Here is a 22196-nt window from a genome sequence, read left to right on the forward strand (position 1 = left end):
GTAACCGTCCGGGCTTGGTCCCACTTTTCAAAGCAGGCAGTCTGGTGTAAGATTTGTGGATGGATTTGGAGTTGGTGGATACGGGGGCGAAGCGCGACAGTCGGGGTCGTCGGATCGAGAGTCGTGAGGAGCGTGAGCGTTTACTTGAGAGCTACGATGGGAGCGGATTGACGCAGAAGGCCTTTGCGCGGCGCGAGGGAGTGGCCTACAACACGCTGGTGTACTGGCTCAAGCAGCGTCGCGAGCGCAGTCAGGCAGGTGGAGGCGTCGAGTCTAAACCTCTTTTCCATGAGATGACGGTGCCGTCCTGCGGGGCCTCTTTGTTGGAGGTATGTTTGCCGGAGGGGCTGATCTTGCGCGGGGGCGATGCGCAGTCGCTGGCGGCATTGGTCAAGGCGTTGCGATGCTGAGCTTGCCCCATCAGCTGCGAGTTTTTGTGGCGGTGGAGCCGGTGGACATGCGCAAGCAGTTTGACGGGCTGTGGGCGGTGGCACGGGACCACTTGGGCGAAGATCCCAAGGGCGGGGCGCTGTTCGCCTTTACGAACAAGACGCGCAACCGCCTAAAGCTGCTGTATTTTGACGGGACGGGGGTGTGGGTGTTTGCCAAGCGCATCGAGCAGGGGCGGCTGAGCTGGCCGATCGGCAGCGACACACGCAAGCTGACGATCACCCCGGCGGCGATGACCATGCTGATGAACGGCATCGACCTGAAGCAGGGGACGCTCAAGGCGTGGTACGAGCGTTAAAATCAGCACGGTTCTCAACACTGTCTTGACGGCCATCGTATCATGTTTTGGATACAGGCATGGACAGCGACGCGGGCTCCCCGGATGTGGAACAGTTGCGGCGCATCGTCGATGAGCAAAACGGCGTGATTGCGGTTTTACGCGAGCAGGTGGACTGGCTCAAAAAGCAGCTCTTCGGGGCGGGCAAAAGTGAGAAGCTCGACAGCGCTCAACTGCGCTTGCGCCTGGACGACCTGGAGCGCCAACTCGAAGCGGTCGAAAAACAAAGTATCGCTTACGAACGTCGTGCCCCCAAGGCGGGCAAACATGAAACGCCTGCTGAGCGCTTCAAGGACCTGCCGGTGGAGGAGACCGTGGTGATTGAGCCGCCGGAGGTGCAGGCCGAGCCGGAAGCCTTTGAGAAGATCGCCGAAGAAGAGACCCTTGAAGTCGATATCCACCCGCCGAAGCTGTTTAAACGCCGCCTCGTTCGCCCCAGGTATCGCCGCAAGCTTGACCGCTCGCAGCCGCCGGTGGTGGCCCCCGCGCCCAGGCGCGTGATCGACGGCAGCTACGCTTCGGCGGGCCTGTTGGCCTGGATCGTTTTAAGCAAATACGTGCAGCACCAGCCGCTTTACCGCCAGGAAAAAGCCTCGTCCATGTGGGGCGCACCTTTGTCACGAAAAACCATGACAGACTGGGTCGAGGCCGTAGCCGAGTGGCTCAAGCCCATCTACAACTACATGCGAACGGACTTGCTCGCGGGCCCCTACATCCAGGCGGACGAGACGCCGGTGCGCTACTGCGACTCCGACCACAAAAAAGGCAAAACCGAACAGGGCTGGCTCTGGGCCATCTCGCGGCCCGGCGGCGACGTCGTCTTTGACTGGCGGCTCTCTCGCCGACACGGCGAGCTGACGTCATTGCTGGACGGATACACCGGCCTGCTCCAGTCCGATGCCTACGGCGCCTACGAAGACTATGCCTCGGGCAACAAGGACGTCATCGCCCTGGGCTGCATGGCCCACGTCCGGCGCAAGTTTTACGACGCCCTCGCCTCCAACAAACGCGAAGCCACCCTCGTGCTCCGACTCATGGCCAGGCTTTACGAACGCGAGGCCACTTACCGCGAAGAAAACCTCGTCCCCGACGAGCGCAAACGCCGCCGTCAGCGAGAAAATGAGATCACGCTGACCCGCCTGCAAAAGGTCATCTCCCTCGCCAGCCGAAAGGCCCTCCCCAAGTCCGCCCTCGGCAAGGCCTGCGCCTACGCCATCTCCCAGTGGCCCCAGCTCGTTGCCTTCCAAAAACACGGCATCGCCGAGATCGACAACAACCTCATGGAAAATGCCATCCGCCCCTCAGCCCTGGGAAAGAAAAACTTCCTCTTCATCGGACACCCCGAGGCCGGCCAACGATCCGCCATCATCTACTCCATCGTCGTCTCCTGCCAGCGCCACAACATCGAACCCTTCCAATACCTGCGCAACATCCTCTCGCGCCTCCCCAATATGACCAACCAGCACGACATCAGCGCTCTGTCACCTGCCAAATGGTCACCAATAGCAACCCAAGCCTGAATCCAAATCGTAACCAGTGGGAAACCCCAAGGGTTACCAGAGAGAAAAATCCACCCTCACAAAGGCAACTCAAGCAGGACACACTCCGGACGCTTACGTTTCAACACACCCAAACCCTCTTGCAATAAAAGCGGCAGCCAAAGTGCTACTCCAACTGCACGCAGGCTTGCTCGACCATGTTCCAACGACCACGGGCCAAGCTCTGATCAAGGAAGACCTGAATCGTTCCATCTCACCGGCAAGGACGACCTCCGCCATGCCCCCGAGACAAAAGCCCGCAAGCCCGCTGCGACGGTAACGCTAAAACCGACTTTGCACCGCCGCGCGAGAGCGCCCCACGAAGGCCGCGATATGCTCAACGCCGTTCTCAACAAGGAAGCCTCGCTTCAAGACTATCAGACGCTCCTTCCCCCAACTACTCTGAACCGTCGCAAGACGCTCACTCGATCCCGGTCAGCCAGTGTCCCAAATGATCCCCGTCTGCGTGAACCATTCGTTGAAGTAGCGTAACTTGAACATGATAATTCTGATAAAACTGCGACCGGGCTGTGTGGCACATCTGTCTGCCTTTAGATAGTCGTCCCTGAAAAAGCCTCCCTCAAACGGCGCTTTTGATTTTGAGGGGTTGGTTGGTGTCTGGGTACAGGAGGGCCGCCCATCGGATGAGGGTATGCCAAAGGGTGTTTAACCACAGTTTGAGGTTCCAGGCGGCGGATGCGAGGGTGAGGTTGATGGCGGAGCCAGCGGGGCTCCCTTGCGGAAGCAGCGGATGAGGCGGTGGTCAGCCTTGAGGTGGCCGATGCCGGGCTCGATGTAGAGCGTCTTGATGCCCGCGTCGGCATACCAGTCCGCAGACTCTTTTCGATAAACTCCGAGCCGTTGTCAGAACGGATATGCTCGGGACTGCCGTAAGCACTGATCAGCTCGCTCATGACGGCTCTGACTTTGGCGGCGTTGAGGTGGCGATCAACATGGATGCACAGACACTCGCGGGTGTACTCATCGAGTATCGTGAGCATGCGGATGGAGCCTCCCTTGGCCGTGCGGTCGGCCACTACCGAGCGCGAAGCGCGACATGCTCACGAGAAAACAAGTCGCAGGCCCGTAATATGCGGATCTTCTGTTCGGTACTGTATCGCTTGCCTTTCATACTCTGAGTTCTTTCTAAACACTCAGACTAGCTTTGCAAGTGGCTCAGTTTACGTAGACACGGTCAAAAGCGAAACTGGCCCCACTTTTGGACCCGCTCAGGAGGGAAAAGCCACTTTGGGAAGGGAGTCTCAAACGAAATGGTACGGTTCCAGGAGGTCACGCCATTTTCGGGTGGCGAAGTAATTTCGGGCCGATTGCCCGGGAAGCGGCATAAATAAAGGCCCCGGTGGATACTAGGGCCTTATAAATTGGGTGCAGGGCTTGGATTTGAACCAAGGACCTTCAGGTTATGAGCCTGACGAGCTACCGAGCTGCTCCACCCTGCAACAAAGTGAAAGCGCTACAGCATCATTTATTGGAATCTTTGCAAGAAGTTTTTTGTTTTTTTTCATACAAAGACCAAAAACGGCGAAAACATCTCTTTCCTCCCGGCTCAGTTCTATTAATAAGGAGGTCCTCTCGTTGAAAAAAAAGTTGCCTTCCCCCTTCAGCGGCCTATCGTCCTCCCTCTTCTAATCCCTTGCCGCTCCAGGCAAACGAATAAAAACAACCAGATAAATCCATAAACCCAATGATCCAAGATCTGCCACGCAAAACGCAGATACGGAGCCCAAGATATCATGAACATCACGATTAAAGACCTCCTCGACGCCGGCGTACATTTCGGACACCAAGTCCGCCGCTGGAACCCGAAGTCAAAGCCCTACGTCTACGACCACCGCCACGGCATCTCCATCATCAATCTGGAGAAGACTTACGGCCTGCTCGAAAAAGCCTGCGATTTCGCCGAGCAACTCGTCGCCTCGGGCAAGGACATCCTCTTTGTCGGCACCAAGCGCCAGGCCCAGGAAATCATCCGCGAGGCCGGCAACACCGTCGGCATGCCCTTCTGCGCCAACCGCTGGCTCGGTGGCACCCTGACCAATTTCCAGACCGTCGAGAAGAGCCTTGAAAAGTACAAGCGCTTCCTCGCCATGGAAGCCGACGGCTCGCTCCAGAAGCTCCCCGGTAAGGAATCCGCCGCGATCCGCCGCGAGATGGCTCGTATGCACCGCAATTTCGAGGGCATCCTCGAAATGAAGAAGATCCCGGCCGCCCTGTTTGTCGTTGACGTCAAGACCGAAGCGATTGCCGTGGCCGAAGCCAAGCGCCTGAAGATCCCCGTGGTCGCGCTGGTTGACACCAACTCCGACCCGACCCAGGTCACCTACCCGATCCCGGGTAACGACGACGCCGTCAAGGCTGTCCGCCTGGTGGTAGAAGTCATCCTCGAAGCGATCCAGAACGGCCTCGCCCGCCGCGCCGAGCCGGTCATCCCCCAGAAGGACATCACTCCGATCCTCCAACGCGATTTCACCGAGGCACAGCCCGAAGTAACCATTTCTCCCGACCTGATGGTTGATGAGGAAGAGGTGAAGCAGGAGCAGGCTCCGGCCGAGCAAGCAGCTCCCGCCGCCGCTGAAACCACCACCGAAGAAAACAAGTAATTAGACGCTAACCCAGCTGAACAATGGCAACTATTTCCGCAAGCATGGTAAACGAGCTCCGTAAGAGAACCGGAGCTGGTCTGATGGACTGCAAAGGCGCTCTCGTCGAAGCCAACGGCAACGAAGAAGAAGCTATCGCTATCCTGAAAAAGAAGGGCATCGCCAAGGCTGCCAAGAAGGCCGGTCGCGAAGCCGCTGAAGGCATCGTCGAGTCCTACATCCACATGGGTGGCAAGGTCGGCGTGATGCTCGAACTCAACTGCGAATCCGATTTCGTGGCCAAGAACGAGCAGTTCAAGGCTCTGGCGCGTGACATCTGCATGCACATCGCCGCCGCCAGCCCCATTGCCGTTTCTCGCGAAGAGGTCGATCCGGCTATTCTTGAAAAGGAACGCGAAGTCGCCGCCGCCCAGGCCGAAGGCAAGCCCGCCGCCGCGGTCGAAAAGATCGTCGAAGGCAAGATCAACAAGTACCTGGAACAGATCTGCCTGCTTGAGCAGCCCTTCGTCAAGAACACCGACCAGACCATCGGTGAACTGCTGACGCATAACATCCAGACCATCGGCGAAAACATCAAGGTCCGCCGCTTCGTCCGCTACGCCCTCGGCGAATAAGCGACAAAATTCAGCATCTGCACTTTCAGGCCCTGGTTCGTCCACGAACCGGGGCTTTTTTGTGTATCCCTCTCACCTCCTGCCCTTAGCACATGATAAGCCGACGCGCACCGGCGAGGCCCTGCTCAAGGCTGGTAAGCCGACATTGCATCCATCAGTGGGCCGACCGGAATCCGCTTCATGTCGTTAAAAATAAACTGCAGCCCGCCGCTTCGGCCATCTGGCAGGGGCACGGGGACAGCCAGAGCCGGCTGTCCGCAGAAGCTCGGGGGGATATTCAGCGTGAGCAAGCGGCGACGTAATTCGTCCGTACATTCGCTCAGCAGAGGAGTCGCGACGGGCGTGATCGGTGTGACCAGGAAATCGTATTTCTCGAATATGCTCATGTTCATCTTCCGGGTCTGCTCACGCTTTTCCCAGGCATGATGGATCGCCGCATCATCCCTGATCCGGCCCCGGTTGATACGCTCCCAGACCTGCGGGCTGTAGCGGTCCTTCATCGTATCGAGCCAGGCCGCGTGCACCTCATAGGCTTCGCGGTTGCGCAGGATGTCAAAGGCAGTCTCACAGCCCTGGAGGATTCCCAACCCCCAGTGCTCCAGTTCGGGATCGCGCTCCACTTCCAGGTAATGAACCACACGGTCGTAAGCGGCCCGCAGTACCGGGTCGATCTCGACATGCGGACTCTCCATGTAGGCCCCGCGCCCGAGTTCCTCCCTGGTCTCAGGGAGCAGGATCTGAGAAGCCTGCCGCATATCCTCCGCCGTGGAGGTGAACCACCCCACCCCGTCAAAGCTCGGAGCCAGCGGGAAGCAGCCTACACTCGACCAGGCATTAGGGGCGAGTCGCAGGCCGTAAAGCCCGCAAAAAGCTGCCGGGACTCGGATAGATCCAGCCGTATCGGTCCCGATGGCAAAAGGCACCAGCCCGGACGCCACCGCCCAGGCCGAGCCGCTGCTGGAGCCGCCGGTCAGGGCATCAGGGACGAACGGGTGCGGACAGTTTCCGCTATGCGGATTCTCTCCGCTGAGCCCAAACGCGAACTCATTGAGCTGCGTCTTGCCAGCGAAGATCATGCCGTTGTTCTGAATCGATTCGACCAGCTTGGAGTTTTCGGCGGGTTCGCCACGCACTTCATCCAGGAAGCTTGATCCGGCCCGCGTCGGCAGGCCAGCCATGTCGAAGAGATCCTTGACCACAAAGGGAATGCCGGGAAGCGCATCGGCGTCGTCGATCAATTCGAGTTGGTCACGCAGTTCGCGTTCGCTGGGCACGTAGGCAAAAACTGCACGGCGCAACGGCGCAGGCATAGTCGAGATACGGCGAACTAACTCTACGCATACCAGATCGGGGCTCTGCGACCAACGATCATGCCAGACCTCGAAATTATCCCTGTTAAAGGATATCCTGTCAGCTCTGGTTTTCACACTGCTTATAAATCGACATCCGTCCGTAGTGGTTAAATAACAAACAAGTGAAAACTACTCTAACGACGATGGCGTTTCAACTCCTCTCAGCCATTATTCTGGCGGGGTGGCTCGCGGGGTGCGACCGCGCCAAACTTCAGAAATCGACAGAACAGCCAGCAAAGGTAGCCATCACCGTCCAGCTCGACTGGGTACCCGAACCCGAGCACGGCGGGCTGTTCCAGGCGCAGGCGCGGGGCTTTTTCGCCGAGGAAGGACTCGACGTGAAAATCCGCCCCGGCGGAGCCAACGTGCTCGTCTTGGAAACCGTGGCCGCCGCCGACGCTCAGATCGGGCAAAGCTCCAGCACACAGGTTATCCGGGCTGCCGCCCGGGGCATCCCGGTGACAAACATCGCCAGCGTTTTCCACCAGATACCGACCGCGCTCATCCTCCATGCGGACAACCCGGTTGACAGCTTTCCGGCACTCGACGGGCAGACGATCATGGCCCGCCCCGAAGCCCTCTGGATTCCGTTTCTGAAGCAGCGCTACGGGATCGACTTCAAGGTGATCGCCCAGAACTTCGGGATCGGCCTTTTTCTCAACGACCCGGCCTTTATCCAAGAGGGCTTTTATATCGCCGAGCCCTACTTCATGGAGCAGGCCGGGGCCAGGGTAAAGCTCATGACTCTGGCCGAGGGCGGCTGGCACGGCTACGCCACTCTTTTTGCCAACAAGAAGTTTCTCGAACGGCAACCCGAGGCCGCCCATGCCTTCATCCGCGCCTATGTGCGCGGCTGGCGTGATTACCTGGAGGGTGATCCCACCCCCGGCAACAATTTGATGAAAAAGATGCGCACGGACGGCGTCAGCGATGAATTCCTGGCCTACTCGCGCGAGATGATCCTCAAGCACCACCTCGCCAGGGGGGATACCGCGGCGGGTGAAACCTACGGCACGATCAGCCCGGAACGCATCCAGTCCGAAATCGACACCCTGACCGAACTTGGCGTCCTCAAACCCGGCCAAATCACCGTCGAAGACGTGCTCGCCCTGCCCTTCGCCCCGGGTGGCACCCGAGGGCACTGAGGGGAACAAGTTCCCCTACGCGCCCAGAAAGGCCGCTACCCCTGATTGCTGGTCCAGACGGCCCCTGCAATATTCCCCAACACCCCAACCCCCACAACAAACAGACAAACGAAGTTCGTCCGAGTCGGCGTCAACCGCTGTTGCCCATGCCGCCGCGTTGGCGGCGGCATCAGTGATGCGCAAGCATCACAGGTGCAGGACTCTGTCCTGCCTGCTTATTGGTTCATCAGGCTTTGGCTGACGTTCATGATACTCATGATGATCCCGAGCGTGAGCAGAGCCACCATCGCGAAGGCCGTCCCAAGCGCGAGCCCGGCCACCAGCGAAGTGGAGAACTTGAGCTTCGCCTCCAGCTCTTCAGAATGGGTGGAGAAGACCTCCTGAAAGCCATTGACGAGACTGCCGGTGTTTTCCCCCACGCTGATGATGTCCAGGTCCAGATCGGGCAGGAGCTGGTACTTTTTAAAGGCCATCGAGAACGGCGCACCGTCGTTGATCATGGCGCGCGCCCCCCGGTAGCGCTCCAGCAGGACGCGATTGCCCAGAGTGTTTTCGGCCAGCCGGAGGCTTTCGGTCGTGTTAACGCCATTCCCAAGCAGGATGGAGAGCACGTTGGTCACGCGACAGATTTCCGCGTTGTAAACGAGGCTCTTGACGAGCGGGATTTTCAGCAGCCAGCGGTCGGTGGCCACGCGGCCCTTTTCGGACTTACGCCACTGGATAATCAGCGCGAACCCAATCGCCAGTGCCCCGAAAATAAACGGCCCCTGCGTGAGCAGGAAATCGGAAAACCCGATCAGCACGCGGGCCGCGAGGTTCAGCTCCGCGCCCATCGAGTCGAGCATCCCCTGAATGCGCGGCAGGAGGAAAAACAGGAACAGCGCCACGACCCCGAAAGCGACTACGATCAGGAAGACCGGATAGACGAGCGCGGAGATCATCTTGCCGCGCAGGTCGGCGTTGCGTTCGAGGTGGCGGATCAGGTTGTCGAGGATCGGGACGACGTTGCCGGTGGCCTCGCCCGCTTCCAGCAGGTGCGCCATCATCGGGTCGAAGGTCTCGGGCTGCGTCCGCATGGACGCGGCCAGGGTGTGCCCTTCGCTCAGATCCTTGTAAATGTGCGAGGACAGCTCCTTCAGCCCAGGATCAGTCATGCGCTGGGTCATCAGGTTGACCGCGTCGCCGACGGACATCCCGCTGTTATGGAGTTGGTAAAGCTTGCGGAAAAACGGCAGCGCCAGTCCCGACTTACCCCGGAAGCGAGAAGCCAGCGACGCGCGCGGGGCCTTCTGTTCTGTGGCAGAAGGAACGTCATCGAGTTCGATCCGTGAGCGTCCGCCGCCCTTTTTCTGGCGAATTTCCAGTGGCTGGATCTTCCGGGCCCGGAGCTTCTGGATGACTTGGCGACGGTCCGCCGCCTCCAGTGTCCCGGTGCTGGATTTGCCCGAAGCGTCGATACCGCGATAAGAGAAAACTGGCATGACGATCAGACGGCAGGCGGGGGATTATCGTCGGCATCGGAGGACTCGACCGGGGCTTCATCCTCCACGATCAGGTCGGCATAGCGCATCACCTCATCCAGAGACGTGATCCCGCGCTTGCACTGCTCCCAGCCGCTGGTCTGGAGCGTGCTCATCCCCTGTGCCTCGGCCTTGTGGCGGATGTCGCGGGCGGAGGCTTTCTGGATAATCATCTCGTGAACCTCCTCCGAAACCGGCAAAATCTCAAACAGCCCCACCCGCCCACGGTAGCCGAGCTTACGGCAATGGTCGCAACCGACCGGTTCTCGCAAGAGGTGACCGTTCTGGACCTCGGAGGGGTCCACGTGGAGCGCGACCAGGCACGAGCCCAGGTGCGCCAACTCCATATCGGCCTCTTTCCGGCAGTACGGGCACAGGCGGCGTACAAGCCGCTGGGCGATGACCAGCTCCACCGACGAGGCGATAAGGAAGGGCTCGATCTCCATGTCGATCAGGCGCGTCAACGCGCCGGGCGCATCGTTGGTGTGCAGGGTGCTGAGCACAAGGTGCCCCGTCAGCGAGGCGCGGATGGCGATTTCGGCCGTTTCGCGGTCGCGGATTTCCCCGACCATAATCACGTCCGGATCCTGACGCAGCACACTACGCAGCGTGCTGGCAAAGGTCAGACCGATCTCATGATGCACCTGCACCTGATTGACCCCCTCGATCTCGTATTCGACCGGGTCTTCAATGGTGATGATGCGGCGACGCGGATCGCGAATCTGCCGCAAAAAGGCGCTGAGCGAAGTTGATTTACCCGAACCGGTCGGTCCCGTCGCCAGCACGATCCCATGCGGGCGCGTAAGGATCTGGTTGATTTTTTTAATGTCGCGCGGAAGGAAGCCCAGGTCCTCGATGGTGACGGGCTGGCTTTTGTTACTGAGCAGGCGGAGGCTGACGCTCTCCCCGTACATGATCGGCAGCGAGGAGATACGGATGTCGATGTCCTCCTTGCCCACGGTGAAGCTGATGCGCCCGTCCTGCGGGCGGCGGCGTTCGGAGATATTCAGCCGCGCCATGATCTTCAGGCGCGAGATGATGGCCCGCTGAAACTGCACCAGGTTGTCCGGGACGCGCACGGGGACGAGTTCGCCGTCGATGCGGTAGCGGATGTGCAGGGACTCCTTCTGCGGCTCGAAGTGAATGTCCGTCGCGCGGTCGGCGATGGCCTTGGTGATGACCTCGTTGACAAAGCGAATGAGCGCGGCGTCTTCGTCCTCGGCCTGCACCTCCTCGACCGATTCAGAGAAACCCTCCAACTCATCCGAGTCGAGGCTACCCGACCCAACACCGAAGACCTGCGTGATGGTTTCGTTAACCTTGCCCGCGGGCCCGAGCGCCCAGTGCGGACGGCGACCGCAGGCGGCCACGATCCAGTCGTCCATGACCGGGTCCGGTGGCCAAACGGTGACGAGGTTCAACTCGCCCGCCGCTCCCCCGCCCTGCACAGGCAGGCACTGGTACTCGTGGATGAGGCGCAGCGGGAGCGTGTCCTCCGGCGCGTCGGAGAGGCGGATCTCCTCCAGTATCTCCAGGCCGCTGCGCTCGGCCAGCTCTTGCAGTATCTCAGCCTCCGGGCGGTTCCAGGCGACCGAGAGAAAGCCGATTCGCTCCTGCCGTGGGATCTCGCGAAAGGCTTCCTGCTGCTCGTCGCTGAGCCGGGAGAGGATCTGCTCGTCGAAGTTCGCTCTCACGGGCTTAGCGGTTGGGGCCGTAGGTTTTGTTCACGCGGCGGACGGGCTCGGTCGGCGGCTCGTAGATTTCCTTGTCGTAAATCTCGCTCATGTCCGGGTTTTCGAGGTACTGCTGCACACTCGCGCCGTTGTCGAGGTTGTGAATCGTGCGGTTGGCGATGCGCGTCGCGTCCGACTGCATGTAGATGACATTCGGCTTGATGAAGATCATCAGCTCGCGGCGGTAGTCGTTGTTCGTCTCGGGCTTGAACAGCTCACCCACCAGCGGGATGTCCCCGAGCAGGAAGACCTTCTGGTCCGTACGGCTGATGCTCGACTCCTGCAAACCGGCCAGCACGATGATTTCCTGGTCAGTGACGCTGACAAAGGAGGTGGCCTCGCGCTTGGCGATGGCGGACTGAGGCACACCGTCGATGGTCACGCTGCTGTCAGGGATGAAGTTCTCCACCTTCTGCTCAATCTCCATCTGTACGACGCCGTTGGAGCCGATCAGGGGGGTGACCGTCAACTCGATGCCCACATCACGGTACTGTACGGTCGTAGTGGTGGCGTCCGGGTTGATCTGCGAAGTCGTGCTCCCGGTCACAAAGGGGCGCGATTCGCTGACGGTGATGGTCGCCTCCCGGTTGTGCGTCGTGGCGAGGACGGGAGCCTGAAGCACCCGCAGTTTTCCGTTGGCCAGCGCCGGACCAAACGAGATACTGAAGTTCTTGAAGTCCGCCGTCGCCGTAATGTCGAAGGCCGGGGTATCGGAAATCGAAGGCGTGTTCGTGGAGAGCGACATGCCGCCCCAGCTCGTGCCGTCGCGGGTCAGCCCGAGCGAGGAGAGACCGCTGACTTCATCCCTGTCCAGCGTGACCTCGGCAATGATAACCTCGATCATGACCTGCGCGAGCACGACATCGATCTTGTCAATCAACTCACCGATCTGGCGGATGTCGTTCTTGGTCCCGTAAACAACAACCGCGTTACTGCGCTCGTCGGCCACGATCGTGATATACTGGCTGAACTGCAGGTTGCCCGCAGCAAGGTTATCCACCATCGTCTGAGTGGCCGCGCTTGGCGTAGGGGCCGGTGCGGCCGGTTGAGCCTCGCCGCCGGGCTGACCGCTCTGCCTGGGAGCACCGTCGCGACCCACGGCGTTCTCGGGTTCTTTCTCGCGGGCTTCCTGCTGGCCCTTGACCACGCTGTCGAGCAGGGTCTGCACTTCGGTGGCCTGGGCGTGCTTGATGTAAAAGACTTCGCTGGAGGTCTGCGGCTCCACGTCGATGTCAAAGCTCTCGATAATCGTGTTGAGTATCTGCACGTTGGTCGGGTGCGTCAGTACGATGAGCTGATTCGTGCGCTCGTCCGCCTCGATGGTCGTGTTGTTGAGGAAGTACTTGCTCAAGGCGCTGCTCTGGTTCAGTAGCAGGCTTTGCAGGCGGGACTGGAGGTCGCGTGCCTGCATGTTGCGCAACGGGAAAAACAGCACCTCCTCGTCGATGTTCTGAGGGGCATCGGCGTTGTTGAGCACTTCCTCGACACGCTGGAGATTGATCAGCGTATCGGTCAGCAGGAGCGAATTTGCCTTGGGCAGCGCGACGACCTTGCCAATCGGGCTCGGCGACATGATCGGCTCGATGATTTCGCCGTACTCCTTGCCGGAGACGCTCAGGTACTTGAGCTTGGTCAGCATGGTGTAGAACTTCTCGCTCGGCGGATAGTCGCGGGCGTTGCCCTCCAGGAATTCCGGAGCCTGCCGGGCCACATCCTGATAACTGACGGCCTTGATGAAGGAGTCGCCAATCGGCGTCAGGGCGATGCCGTTGAGGCTGAGCAAGCTCTCCAGCGCGATGAGCGCCTCCTGCTTCGTCATCGGGCCGCGGCTGTCGAAGGAGATTTTAACCGGCTGGAGATTTTGGGCGCGGATGATCGGCTTGCCCGAGATGGACTCGATCAACTTGAGCACCTGCTGGGCGCTCTCGTCCACCAGCAGAAGCGTGCCGACCGACTGGTCGCGCTCGCCGGGCGCGGGTTGGGCCGTCGGCTGCACCTCATCGGAGTTGGCCTCGCGCTCCGCAGCGGGAACGGGTGTCGAAGGCGTGCGCGCGGGCAGCGTCGGGCGGGGCACTGGCGGCGGGAGCGTCTGCTGGCCAAAAGCGATGCCGCTGCCGAAGGCGCACAGGGTCAGCAGGGCCGTCAGGCGTTGAAAAAAATGTGGGCGGGATTTCATGGCTCCGGGTAAGGTGTTGGCGCGGGCCTGCTCACTGCTGGCCTTGCGCTTCATTGAATTCAAACGAGTTGATAATGTAAAGGACGTCGTGTTTGTCGCGTTCGCGGCTGTCGGCACTGATGCGGATGCTCTCGATCTTGATGTACGGCCATTCGGACTGAATCTTCTCGTCGAAGTCGAGCAGCGCGGGAAGGCCGTCTTTTTGCAGGTTCACGCGCATGGAGTAGATCTTGAGTTTATCGTCCTCGCGGGCGCGTGCTGTGTTGAGCGTCGGCGTCACCCGAGAGCTGCGGGCCAGCGCGTCGATGCGCCCCGCCAGCGCGGGGCCGGAAAAGGTGTTCTCCGGGTTGAGCTTTTCCATCGTCTCCTGAAGCTCGGCCTCCAGCACCGGCTCCAGCGCGTACCACTGACGGTGCATGGCGAGGGTCTCACCGGTCTCGCTCAGCCCGCGGCCGACCTTGACCAGGCTCACGATCAGGAACACGCCCAGCAGCACCAGCGCGCACCAGACCATGCAGCACAGCAGGAACTGCTCACGGGTGGACATTTTTCTAAACAAGCGGCGGATCATGTGGCCTCCTCAGCTTCGGGGATTGTTCCGGCCTCAGCCGAAGACGGTTCGGGCGCAGGAGCGGACGCGGGGTCTGCCGCTTCTCCCGTTGCGGAATCAGTTTCCGACTCGGAAGACGTCGGTGGCCCCAGGTAACGCAAATCGAGCGTGAAGCGCGCCTCTCCGCTGCCCCGCGACTGATAATCCGGCGCGTTGATCTCCTCGAACAGGCCGGACTTTTTCAGGGCATCGGCGTAGCGGTTGACCTCGACGATGTTGCTCGCCTTGCCGCGGACGGTGACTTCGTTGTCATTGGACAATGCCACAGAATCGAAATAAATGCCGTTGGCCCCCATGCCGTGGCGCTTGACATTGTTCAGGTCGCCGAGGATGTCGAACGGCCGGAACGGCGAGCCCACAAACTGCTTCAGGTCGTTGAGATTCTGCTCCTTGAGTTCCAGCGCCATGATCTCCGGGGTCTGGCGCTCGATCCGTGCCAGGCGCGAGGACTGCATCACGCTCAGCACGCCCCAGGTAAAGCCACCCAGAATCAACACCAACGCCACCACCCCGGCGATCAGCATGCTCTTCCAAAGCGTACCGCTCAGGCGGCGTGCGCCCTGCTCGCTGGTTTTGAAAGTTGGGTCGCGCAGGTCGGCGGGCCAGAGCGTATCGACATTTTCGATACGGACCGGAAGGACCTCCTCGGCGGGCGCTTCGGCCCCCTCGCTCCCGCTGGTATCCACGTCCTCATTGTTCGCCGACGCGGTATCGGCCTCGCGCACGAGCACATGCTCAAAGACAACGCCCCCGTCCTTCTCCTCCCTGCCCTCGCGCAGCACGGGTAACCCGCACTCGGCGGCCTCGGTGGGACGCATGGCCGCGTAAACGGCAAAAGCCTCGGCCTCGACATCGCCCTCGGTCTCGATCACGCGATGGGTGAAGGAAACCGGCAGCGGGCAACCCTCCTCGTAGTTGGCGAGGGTCAGGCACTCGCCCTGAAAGATCGCCCGCGTTGAGCCAGAGGTTTGCAGCCCTGCCAGCAACGGATAAAAGCCCGGCAGCACAAACAACGCCTGGCCCCAGCCGTCCAGTTCCTGCGCGGAAAGCCGAGGGCGGCAGGCGGCCATGATCAGCAGCCAGCGGGACGAGGGATCCGTCACGTACCCCCAGGCCAGGTGCTCCAGCGAAAACGGCGACATGCCCTCCAACGTCAGCTCCGCAAACGACTCGATGTCCGCCGGGCGCATCCCCTCCGGCAGCGCGAGCGTGCGCGTGAAGAAGAGGTGGCCGGAGACAAACGTCACCGTACGCGGCGGAACTGCCGCATTTGCCTCGTAGAATTTTCTGAGCCTGACCATCCGTTTAATCGACCTCCATGCTCTCCACCAATTTGACAATGGTAAAGGGATAATTGCTCCCGCTTTCCGTAACGGAGCCGCTGCCTGAGGTGCCCGCGCCGGACCGACCGCCCGAGGACCCGCTGCCGGAGCTGCCCGGTGTGCCGGAGTTTGGCCCATCGGTGCCCCCGCTCTCCGACGCACCCGATCCGGAACGACTCCCCCCGCCGCTCTCCGACTGATCGGCCTCGCCGGTATTGACCAGCGCCGTCAGCAGGTACGCCTTTTCGCCGAAACTCACCCGCACCTCGACTTTGAGAATCTCGCACACGTAAGTGACCGCGGCGCTGCCGATGGCGATGCCCGCGAACGAGAGATCGTCCGCGCTGGCGTAGTACTCGTCGTCGTATGTGCCGACCACGCGGTCCCGGCCACTGCGGTGGTCGATGAGGTAGTCCACGTCGAATCCCGCCTGATCGGCGAGCGTTTCGAGCACGTCTTCGTTGGCGGTGTTCACGTTGGCGTCAGTGGAGGTGTGCAGAGAAAACGAGCGGATAAAACGGTAATAGAGCGAATTGGGCACGCCGTTTTCGTCAAAAAAATGGTCGCGGAAGCCCTTGATATACCGCAACGCCTCCCAACTGCTCAAGGGCGCATTGGCGGGGGAAAGCGGCGGGTCTTCGCGTTCATAGAAACTCTCCTCCGCGCCATTGAGCCGGGTGTCCTCGTCCTCGTCCATCCAGTCCAGCAGCGAGTCGCTCATGGTCTCGGCATCGCTGGTGTTGATGTCCAGGGTGTTGAAAAAGGCGGTCAGCTCAGTGGTGGTCACCTCGTTGAGCGGGAACTTGCCCGTCTCGTCCGTCACGGTGACTTCGATGGTGACGCCCTCCGGCCACTCCAGCGTCGAGGCGTAGGCGAGCGGATCGCTCCACCCCTGCCCCGGCCCGTGCAGGTGGCCGTCGATTTCCTTGAACTCGCCCAGCACGCCGAGCGTCGCCTCCAGCGCCGAAAGCCCCACATAGCGCAACTCGTCCCGCGAGACCTGGGCCGTCTTTGCCCGGATCTGCAAGGTCAGCTCCTCGACGACCCGGACCACGAGGACCGAGGCCACGAAGACCATGACCAGGACGATCATCAGGACCGCCCCCCGCCGCGCGCGGATACTCTCAGACCAGCGGAACATCGGCCTCCGTCGGTGGCAGGAGAATCACAATCGTCTCCGTGTGTTCGTCTTCGGGGTGGGTAAAAATGACCTTGATCATGTCGGGTAACTTGAGCCCGCCCGCGTCGGCGGTTTCCGGCTCGGTGGACTCCTCCCAATCGTCGTCGTCCGCGTCATAGTAGGCGTAAACGAGGCTCGTCCCGTAGGGCGAGAGCGGGGTGCGGCGCAGGTCGTCCGTGTCCTCGGAGGCCATGGCATCGGTCTGCCAGAGCAGGTAAAGCCCGTCCTCGCGGTCAAAAACCAGGTAGCACGTCACCGCGGGCAGGTAAGTCTCGGGCTCGACAAAGAGCGGCAACTCGCCCGGCAGGCGAAAACTCAACACCTCGTCCTGACCGATGCTCCGGCCGGGGATCTCCGCAAAGGTGACGGCTGACTCCGCCTCGTCGTCGCTGTCCCCGGTGATGGCGTTTTCGAAGGCGAAGGCGAGGAAACGCTCGACCCCCTCGATGTGCTCCTCGAAGGCCGGACGTTCCTCCAGGTTGACCTTGAGCTGGAAAATCCCGAAAATAAACGACGCGGCTGCCGTCAACAGCAGTCCTCCAAGAAAGATCGCCATCACCACCTCGATCAGGGTGAAGCCGCCGCGTCCGACTCTGTGTGCCCGCGTCTTCATAGGCCACGACGGGAGTTTTCGAGTTCGCGGGTTTTGTCGTCGAGCAGGGTGGAACGCTCGTCGGCGTAAGACCAGTCCGGGCGCAACACATACATGACCTGCTCGCGCCGGGAATCCTCGACCTGCTCCGGCGGGAGGTCTTCCCACTCCAGCGTCAGATTCAGGCGAAACAGGTCGAGGATGTCGGTTTCCTCGACCTCGGCTTCCCAGTGAATGTTGCCCGACTCCAGGGTCTTGATGTCGCCACCGTCCTCGATCTGGTCGCGGGCGGACACCTGGAGTATCTGCCGCAGCGCGAACCGGAACTCCTGCTCGCGCCGGGTATCCTCGCCCAGCGTGTCCATGGCGTGGATCGCCGTGATGACCGCCTGACTGAGCATCCCGACCACGCCGGAAAAAATCGCCAGCGCGATCACGACTTCGATCAGGGTCAGGCCCCGGCGTTGATGGCGGCGGGGGCTCATTTAAAAAGCTCCTTGCTGGCCAGCGGTCCGCTGGAGAAGGGGTCGAGCGTCAGGACCGACTCCTCGCCCGTGCGCCACCGGAAGCGCACCCGCGCCGGGGTCGATGCGCCCGAAGGGTGAAAAACCAGTTGCGGGACCGGCTCGGTCGCATCCAGCCCGCCGAAGCCCCCGATAGCGCCCTCCTTTTCCGCCGCGATGGGCAGGAACTCCACTGTCAGCTCCGGCGTGAAGTAGGGCGTATCCGCACTCTCAGGTTCCTCCTGGGCGGCGGCAGCCTTTTCAATCACCCGGAACTCCTCTGCCAGCGCATCGTAACGCAGGTAAGCCGGGCGGCTGGTGGTGGCGGCAGCGATGCGGGCCTCGCGCACGGCGCGTCGGAATTTCACCTCCGGCGGCGTGCTCTGGAACGCGGGCAGGATGGTGTCGAAATTTGCGATGGCCAAGCCCGCCACCAGGCTCATCAACCCGATGACAATGACGATCTCGACGAGCGTAAAGCCCGACGGTCGCGGCGGTGACTGGACATGGCGCTGGAACAAAGCAGGCGTTTGTAGAAATTACTCGTTAGCCGCGGGGCAAAGGCCATCCTGCGCGGGGAAGCGGTCACAACAGGCAACACCTGGAAAGGCCGGGTCAGTTCTCCCAGTTACCGATGTCGTCGGAGCCCTCCTTGCCGTCCGCCCCGAGCGACCACAGGTCGTAGCCGTTTTCGTTGTGCGTGCCGGGCTGGCGGTACTGGTAGGGGTTACCCCACGGGTCGAGCGGTTCCTTTTTCAGGTAAGGGCCCTTCCAGCGGCTCCCGGCGTTGGCCGGAGCGGTCCGGAGCACGGCCAGGCCCTGCTCCGTCGTCGGGTAGCCGCCCATGTTCAGGCGGTAAGCCATCAGTGCGGTCGGCCCGGTCGTCTCGACAAAGGTCTGGGCAATGCTCTCCTGCCCGCCGCCGAACAACTGGTCGAGCGCGACAATGCTCGCCCCGGCGAGCATGGCAATGAGCGCGATCACGATCAGGATTTCAATCAGGGTAAAACCGCGGCGGACCTTGCGGCACAGGCCGCCCAGCGCGGAGGAAGAGATTCGGTTATTGGTCATGGGAAGATAAGCGGAATATGGGAATTGAGCCGGGCTCCCGGCACCCTTAGTTTCTACCGCCCCGGCGGAGAAATCCAAGTTCTAACTGGGTGCGCATCATGGTATTGCTACGGCTCATGGCTAAAAACAGGCTGTAGCCATGAAAGTTGCACCCGGCCACAAAAAATCCCCGCCATCAGGCGGGGATTTCCAAAATTCACAAGGCTGACACAATTCAGGCCGCCTGCCGCCGCCGACGCAACTGCACCACCAGCAGCGCCACCAGCCCCAGCCCCGCCGCATAAAACGCCGGCTCCGGCACAGCGACGGTACGAATAGTAATACTGCCTTCGCCCCGTCCGACACCGTTAACCTCACCATAAACGATGGTATCGAGATTATTGGTCGCAATATTATACAAATTAGTGCTGGCAGTACCCGCAGGAATGGCACCGGGATTCCCTCCAAACTGCCACGACGAGTCACTAAGAATAGCCTGCTCGGTGACACTCAGTACAGAGTCAAGATCGAAGCTCGTAATACCCGGCAGCACCCAATAATAAACAACTTGGTTTACCGCATTTGAACCGGGGGCCACATCGGTATCAATGGTGACGTCGCCCTCGATGTAGCCATTATACGCCGGGCTTTCTTCCGCCCCAACTTGGCCACTATCCAACGCTGTAAAGTTGTTAAAAAGCTCAGTCAGATTAGTCGCATTGGCAGTCACATCAAAACCAGCGCTAAAATACCCCACCATGAACAAGGCATTATTATCAAAAAGCGTACCCGTAGAATCAGCGAGCAGGAATGAATCCGAAATAGGATCTACCCCTCCCCACGCAATATTTGTTTTGTCAACAGCACGGCTCACACTCGCCCCCGCGTAAAACAAACAGAACACTAATCCCAAAGATAGAAAATATTTTTTAGAACTCATCATTAAACGGTTAAAAATAGTTAGGTTAGGCAGATTCGTCTCCATCCAGAGCAAAAGGCTGCGGAAGCGTCCACTCTGTAGGCTCAGACGAACGGCGGTAAATGATAATCATCGCTCCACTCGGTATGCTGAGATCATCCTGAGAAATTGACGATTTACGAATCTGACGCCACCCATCATTGTCATATTCATCCGGCCAATCTTGGTAAAAATAGATATCAAATGCGTCCAATTCCGGACTGAAAACATAAACCAAGTCCGCCTTGGTAAAATTCGTCCCAGACTGCAGGACGGGATTAACCGGATCATACAAGCCGGATGTTCCCAAGGTCATCCCAACAGGAAACTTCATGTTAATTGGATTCAGGCCCTGCAAGAATGTCGTTCGAGCCGTCCCGAGCTTGACATCGCCCGTCGTCACCATGTTGACCGGTGCACCGCCTTCCCGTCGGTAAATCATTATCCCAAAATCTGGATCGATGCAGAGATTCGCCATATCGACCGTCGATTTACGGATTTGACGCCAACCGTCATTATTATACTCATCCGGCCAATCTTGATAAAAGAAGATATCCAGGTAGTCATCGACCTGCACATAAACTAGATCCGCCTTGGTAAAATTCGTCCCTCCGGTCAGGCCAACCTTTTCGTTACTGGCACCAAAGACATTGGCAAGCGTATGCTTCTCGCGGATCGCAAACGAGGCACCGATAAACTCGTCCATACCAGACAGATCTTCCCCAACGGTCAGGGTGTTTGTACCGGAATCCGCCCCGGTGGCGATCACATCCAGTATTTGCCCCTGCTTGTCACCCGAGGTTACTTCAAGGTAATACATCGGAACATCCTGAAAAACAGCTCCGGTCGAATCATATATCTTATTATACTTAACCACCCACCCTTCGTTATCATAATCGTAAGTGGCCCAGTCAGACGGCACATTCGTAACATCCAGAACAGAATAAGTATATCCTTCTGCTGCGTAGGTATTGATAGCACTGATTACTCCCGTGGCTTCAATCGGGTTCAGGGCAACAATGCCAATGGAGTGCATCCCTTCGCCCAAACTCGTACTAGCCGCCATGACCGGGTCGGTGTAGGCGGTATCGGCCTGGGAGGGGAGAGCGGCCACGGACAGCAGGCTAAAGGCGGCGAGCAGCTTGGATGCGTGTTTCATAGGCAAAGGGGAGTGATGGCGGTTTTACAATAAATCGGCGGGCATCCTGTTCTAGTTGAGACTCGAATGCAACACTATTTTCCCCGAAAGGATTTCCTGGAAGCAGTCGCTAAGGGTATAGCCTCAGCGGCTTTAGCCGTTTTTGGCATAGCTATGACATTCTTAAGCCACCAGCAAGCCGGAAGACAACTTTAGGGATTTTCTTTTTGACAGACCGGGTTTATTTGCAATTGTCGTCCTCTTTGGTCGCGGGCTGTAGCGCAGTCTGGTTAGCGCACTACACTGGGGGTGTAGGGGTCGGAGGTTCGAATCCTCTCAGCCCGACCATTTTTACTTTCTGCTGAAAATCAGTAGTTTACGACATTTTCGGCAAGCAATGAGCGCCGCAGTAAGAATAAAAGTAAGAATACGTCGCAGAGTTACCGCGATATATTCCGACGTCTAGCCCCACCCCTCCACCGGCAAAACGCCCCGTTTCCGGGTTATATATAGTTGATAGCGGAAGGTTCGTTATCTGAGACCCGGGGCGGATCGACCGCCGCCCGGGTCTTACTGTATCTGGACCGGTCGATGAACCAGGAAAGGAGGCGCTCCATGGCAATCGTGCTGGAGGCCAACTATTGCAAGAAGCTCGGTCTGCCGGGGTACTCGTCACACCAGTACGGGGTGACGATCCGGGCGGAGCTGGGCGACATCAACCAGGTCCCGAAGGAGTCGGAGCGGGTGTACCGCCTGCTCCAAACCTCCGTGGACCGCGAACTCCAACAGACCGGCTGGCTGCCGCAAGGCAGGCAGCCGGGCTCCGCACCCGGGCCTGCCCGGCGGTTGGACTCCATCCCCGCCGACGGGGTGGAGTCCAACGGAGCCGACACCTGGACCTGCTCACCCAAACAGCGTGAGCTGATCCTCAGGCTCGTAGAAGAACACAGCCTCGACCGCCGCGAGGTGGACGAGCTAGCCCGGGAACGCTTCGGCAAGGGCGTGCGCTCCCTCAACAAACTCGAAGCCTCCGGGCTGATCGACGAATTGCTGGAACGCCACGGGGCCAAGGGCCAGGCCGCCCGCTCCCCACGCCGGGGCAGCACCCGCCGCACGGCTCCAGCCGGGAGGGCACCATGATCCGGCCCGCCGATCCCGACCACCGCCCCCCGGCGGATGTCGTGGCCTTCCCGCTGCGCTCCAGCGACGGGGCCTTGGCCCACGTCAGCCCCTCGTCCATCCGCGACTACCTGCAATGCTCACTGCGCTTCTACTTCAAGCGCGTGCTGGGCCTGCCGGAGCCGGGCAGCGTGAGCCTGCACCTGGGCAAGGCCGTCCACGCGGGCATCCAGGCCTA

Annotated in this window: 22 protein-coding genes and 2 tRNA genes; 9 read left to right on the top strand and 15 right to left on the bottom strand. The window is 60.1% G+C overall.

The features are described 5' to 3' along the window. The first annotated feature begins 59 nt into the window (after positions 1-59). From tnpA to tnpC, 3 genes are read left to right on the top strand one after another with little or no spacing between them, the layout of a single operon-like run. Entirely contained in the window at positions 60-410 is a 351-nt protein-coding gene (gene tnpA, locus H5P28_RS00395; protein ID WP_185673692.1) for an IS66 family insertion sequence element accessory protein TnpA, read from the top strand. Next, the gene (gene tnpB / locus H5P28_RS00400; protein ID WP_185673693.1) at positions 404-748 is read left to right on the top strand and encodes an IS66 family insertion sequence element accessory protein TnpB; all 345 of its coding nucleotides are present in this window, start codon (positions 404-406) and stop codon (positions 746-748) included. The genes tnpA and tnpB overlap by 7 nt, the downstream gene beginning before the upstream one ends. A gap of 59 nt (positions 749-807) precedes the next feature. Next, a complete protein-coding gene (gene tnpC, locus H5P28_RS00405) occupies positions 808-2307 on the top strand; it encodes an IS66 family transposase (RefSeq protein ID WP_185673694.1) in 1500 nt (499 codons plus the stop codon). 569 nt (positions 2308-2876) lie between these two features. On the opposite strand, the gene H5P28_RS20075 is transcribed toward tnpC, so the two are convergent. Then, on the bottom strand, positions 2877-3362 hold the full coding sequence (locus tag H5P28_RS20075) for a DDE-type integrase/transposase/recombinase (RefSeq protein WP_425504426.1): 486 nt from the start codon (positions 3360-3362) through the stop codon (positions 2877-2879). A gap of 346 nt (positions 3363-3708) precedes the next feature. Continuing rightward, positions 3709-3785 (bottom strand) — tRNA-Met (locus tag H5P28_RS00415). A gap of 294 nt (positions 3786-4079) precedes the next feature. Between H5P28_RS00415 and rpsB the strand changes: the two genes are divergently transcribed. Together rpsB and tsf are read left to right on the top strand one after the other, a co-directional pair. Next, positions 4080-4946, top strand: a complete 867-nt coding sequence (rpsB, locus tag H5P28_RS00420; protein WP_185673750.1) for a 30S ribosomal protein S2 — start codon at positions 4080-4082, stop codon at positions 4944-4946. A 23-nt stretch (positions 4947-4969) separates the two neighbouring features. After that, positions 4970-5560 carry a translation elongation factor Ts gene (gene tsf, locus H5P28_RS00425; protein WP_185673751.1) on the top strand — a complete coding sequence of 197 codons (591 nt, stop codon included), beginning with the start codon at positions 4970-4972 and terminating at the stop codon, positions 5558-5560. A 125-nt stretch (positions 5561-5685) separates the two neighbouring features. On the opposite strand, the gene H5P28_RS00430 is transcribed toward tsf, so the two are convergent. Further along, positions 5686-6870 carry an amidase gene (locus H5P28_RS00430; protein ID WP_185673752.1) on the bottom strand — a complete coding sequence of 395 codons (1185 nt, stop codon included), beginning with the start codon at positions 6868-6870 and terminating at the stop codon, positions 5686-5688. A 185-nt stretch (positions 6871-7055) separates the two neighbouring features. Between H5P28_RS00430 and H5P28_RS00435 the strand changes: the two genes are divergently transcribed. After that, positions 7056-8057: an ABC transporter substrate-binding protein gene (locus H5P28_RS00435; RefSeq protein WP_185673753.1), complete on the top strand. Its 1002-nt coding sequence runs from the start codon at positions 7056-7058 to the stop codon at positions 8055-8057. A gap of 215 nt (positions 8058-8272) precedes the next feature. On the opposite strand, the gene H5P28_RS00440 is transcribed toward H5P28_RS00435, so the two are convergent. From H5P28_RS00440 to H5P28_RS00495, 12 genes are all read right to left on the bottom strand, one after another. Continuing rightward, entirely contained in the window at positions 8273-9538 is a 1266-nt protein-coding gene (locus tag H5P28_RS00440; protein WP_185673754.1) for a type II secretion system F family protein, read from the bottom strand. Positions 9539-9543: 5 nt separating this feature from the next. Continuing rightward, complete coding sequence (locus H5P28_RS00445; RefSeq protein WP_185673755.1) at positions 9544-11271, bottom strand: ATPase, T2SS/T4P/T4SS family; 1728 nt, start codon at positions 11269-11271, stop codon at positions 9544-9546. A gap of 4 nt (positions 11272-11275) precedes the next feature. Beyond that, positions 11276-13540 carry a secretin N-terminal domain-containing protein gene (locus H5P28_RS00450; protein ID WP_185673756.1) on the bottom strand — a complete coding sequence of 755 codons (2265 nt, stop codon included), beginning with the start codon at positions 13538-13540 and terminating at the stop codon, positions 11276-11278. Then, positions 13518-14057 (bottom strand): hypothetical protein, encoded by a 540-nt coding sequence (locus tag H5P28_RS00455; protein ID WP_185673757.1) that lies wholly within the window; start codon positions 14055-14057, stop codon positions 13518-13520. The genes H5P28_RS00450 and H5P28_RS00455 overlap by 23 nt, the downstream gene beginning before the upstream one ends. Next, positions 14054-15397, bottom strand: a complete 1344-nt coding sequence (locus H5P28_RS00460; protein WP_185673758.1) for a hypothetical protein — start codon at positions 15395-15397, stop codon at positions 14054-14056. Before H5P28_RS00460 ends, H5P28_RS00455 begins: the two co-directional genes overlap by 4 nt. A gap of 4 nt (positions 15398-15401) precedes the next feature. Next, positions 15402-16559, bottom strand: coding sequence for a type II secretion system minor pseudopilin (locus tag H5P28_RS00465; RefSeq protein WP_185673759.1), 1158 nt, complete (start codon positions 16557-16559; stop codon positions 15402-15404). Next, entirely contained in the window at positions 16543-17211 is a 669-nt protein-coding gene (locus H5P28_RS00470) for a PulJ/GspJ family protein (RefSeq protein WP_185673760.1), read from the bottom strand. The genes H5P28_RS00465 and H5P28_RS00470 overlap by 17 nt, the downstream gene beginning before the upstream one ends. Continuing rightward, positions 17208-17675: a PulJ/GspJ family protein gene (locus H5P28_RS00475; protein ID WP_185673761.1), complete on the bottom strand. Its 468-nt coding sequence runs from the start codon at positions 17673-17675 to the stop codon at positions 17208-17210. Before H5P28_RS00475 ends, H5P28_RS00470 begins: the two co-directional genes overlap by 4 nt. Further along, positions 17672-18214: a prepilin-type N-terminal cleavage/methylation domain-containing protein gene (locus H5P28_RS00480; RefSeq protein ID WP_185673762.1), complete on the bottom strand. Its 543-nt coding sequence runs from the start codon at positions 18212-18214 to the stop codon at positions 17672-17674. Before H5P28_RS00480 ends, H5P28_RS00475 begins: the two co-directional genes overlap by 4 nt. A gap of 94 nt (positions 18215-18308) precedes the next feature. Then, positions 18309-18764, bottom strand: a complete 456-nt coding sequence (gene gspG / locus H5P28_RS00485; protein WP_185673763.1) for a type II secretion system major pseudopilin GspG — start codon at positions 18762-18764, stop codon at positions 18309-18311. A 214-nt stretch (positions 18765-18978) separates the two neighbouring features. Beyond that, positions 18979-19728: a hypothetical protein gene (locus H5P28_RS00490; RefSeq protein ID WP_185673764.1), complete on the bottom strand. Its 750-nt coding sequence runs from the start codon at positions 19726-19728 to the stop codon at positions 18979-18981. Next, a complete protein-coding gene (locus H5P28_RS00495; protein WP_185673765.1) occupies positions 19709-20860 on the bottom strand; it encodes a hypothetical protein in 1152 nt (383 codons plus the stop codon). The genes H5P28_RS00490 and H5P28_RS00495 overlap by 20 nt, the downstream gene beginning before the upstream one ends. A gap of 249 nt (positions 20861-21109) precedes the next feature. On the opposite strand from H5P28_RS00495, the gene H5P28_RS00500 reads away from it, so the two are divergent. The 3 genes from H5P28_RS00500 to H5P28_RS00510 form a co-directional block, all read left to right on the top strand. Then, a tRNA-Pro gene (locus H5P28_RS00500) sits at positions 21110-21187 on the top strand. 267 nt (positions 21188-21454) lie between these two features. Beyond that, the gene (locus H5P28_RS00505; RefSeq protein WP_185673766.1) at positions 21455-21979 is read left to right on the top strand and encodes a helix-turn-helix domain-containing protein; all 525 of its coding nucleotides are present in this window, start codon (positions 21455-21457) and stop codon (positions 21977-21979) included. Then, positions 21976-22196, top strand: a 221-nt coding sequence (locus H5P28_RS00510) for a PD-(D/E)XK nuclease family protein (RefSeq protein ID WP_185673767.1), incomplete at its 3' end; no start/stop codon positions are given. The genes H5P28_RS00505 and H5P28_RS00510, both read left to right, overlap by 4 nt.

The organism is Ruficoccus amylovorans, assembly GCF_014230085.1.
GTDB classification, from domain to species: Bacteria; Verrucomicrobiota; Verrucomicrobiia; order Opitutales; family Cerasicoccaceae; genus Ruficoccus; species Ruficoccus amylovorans.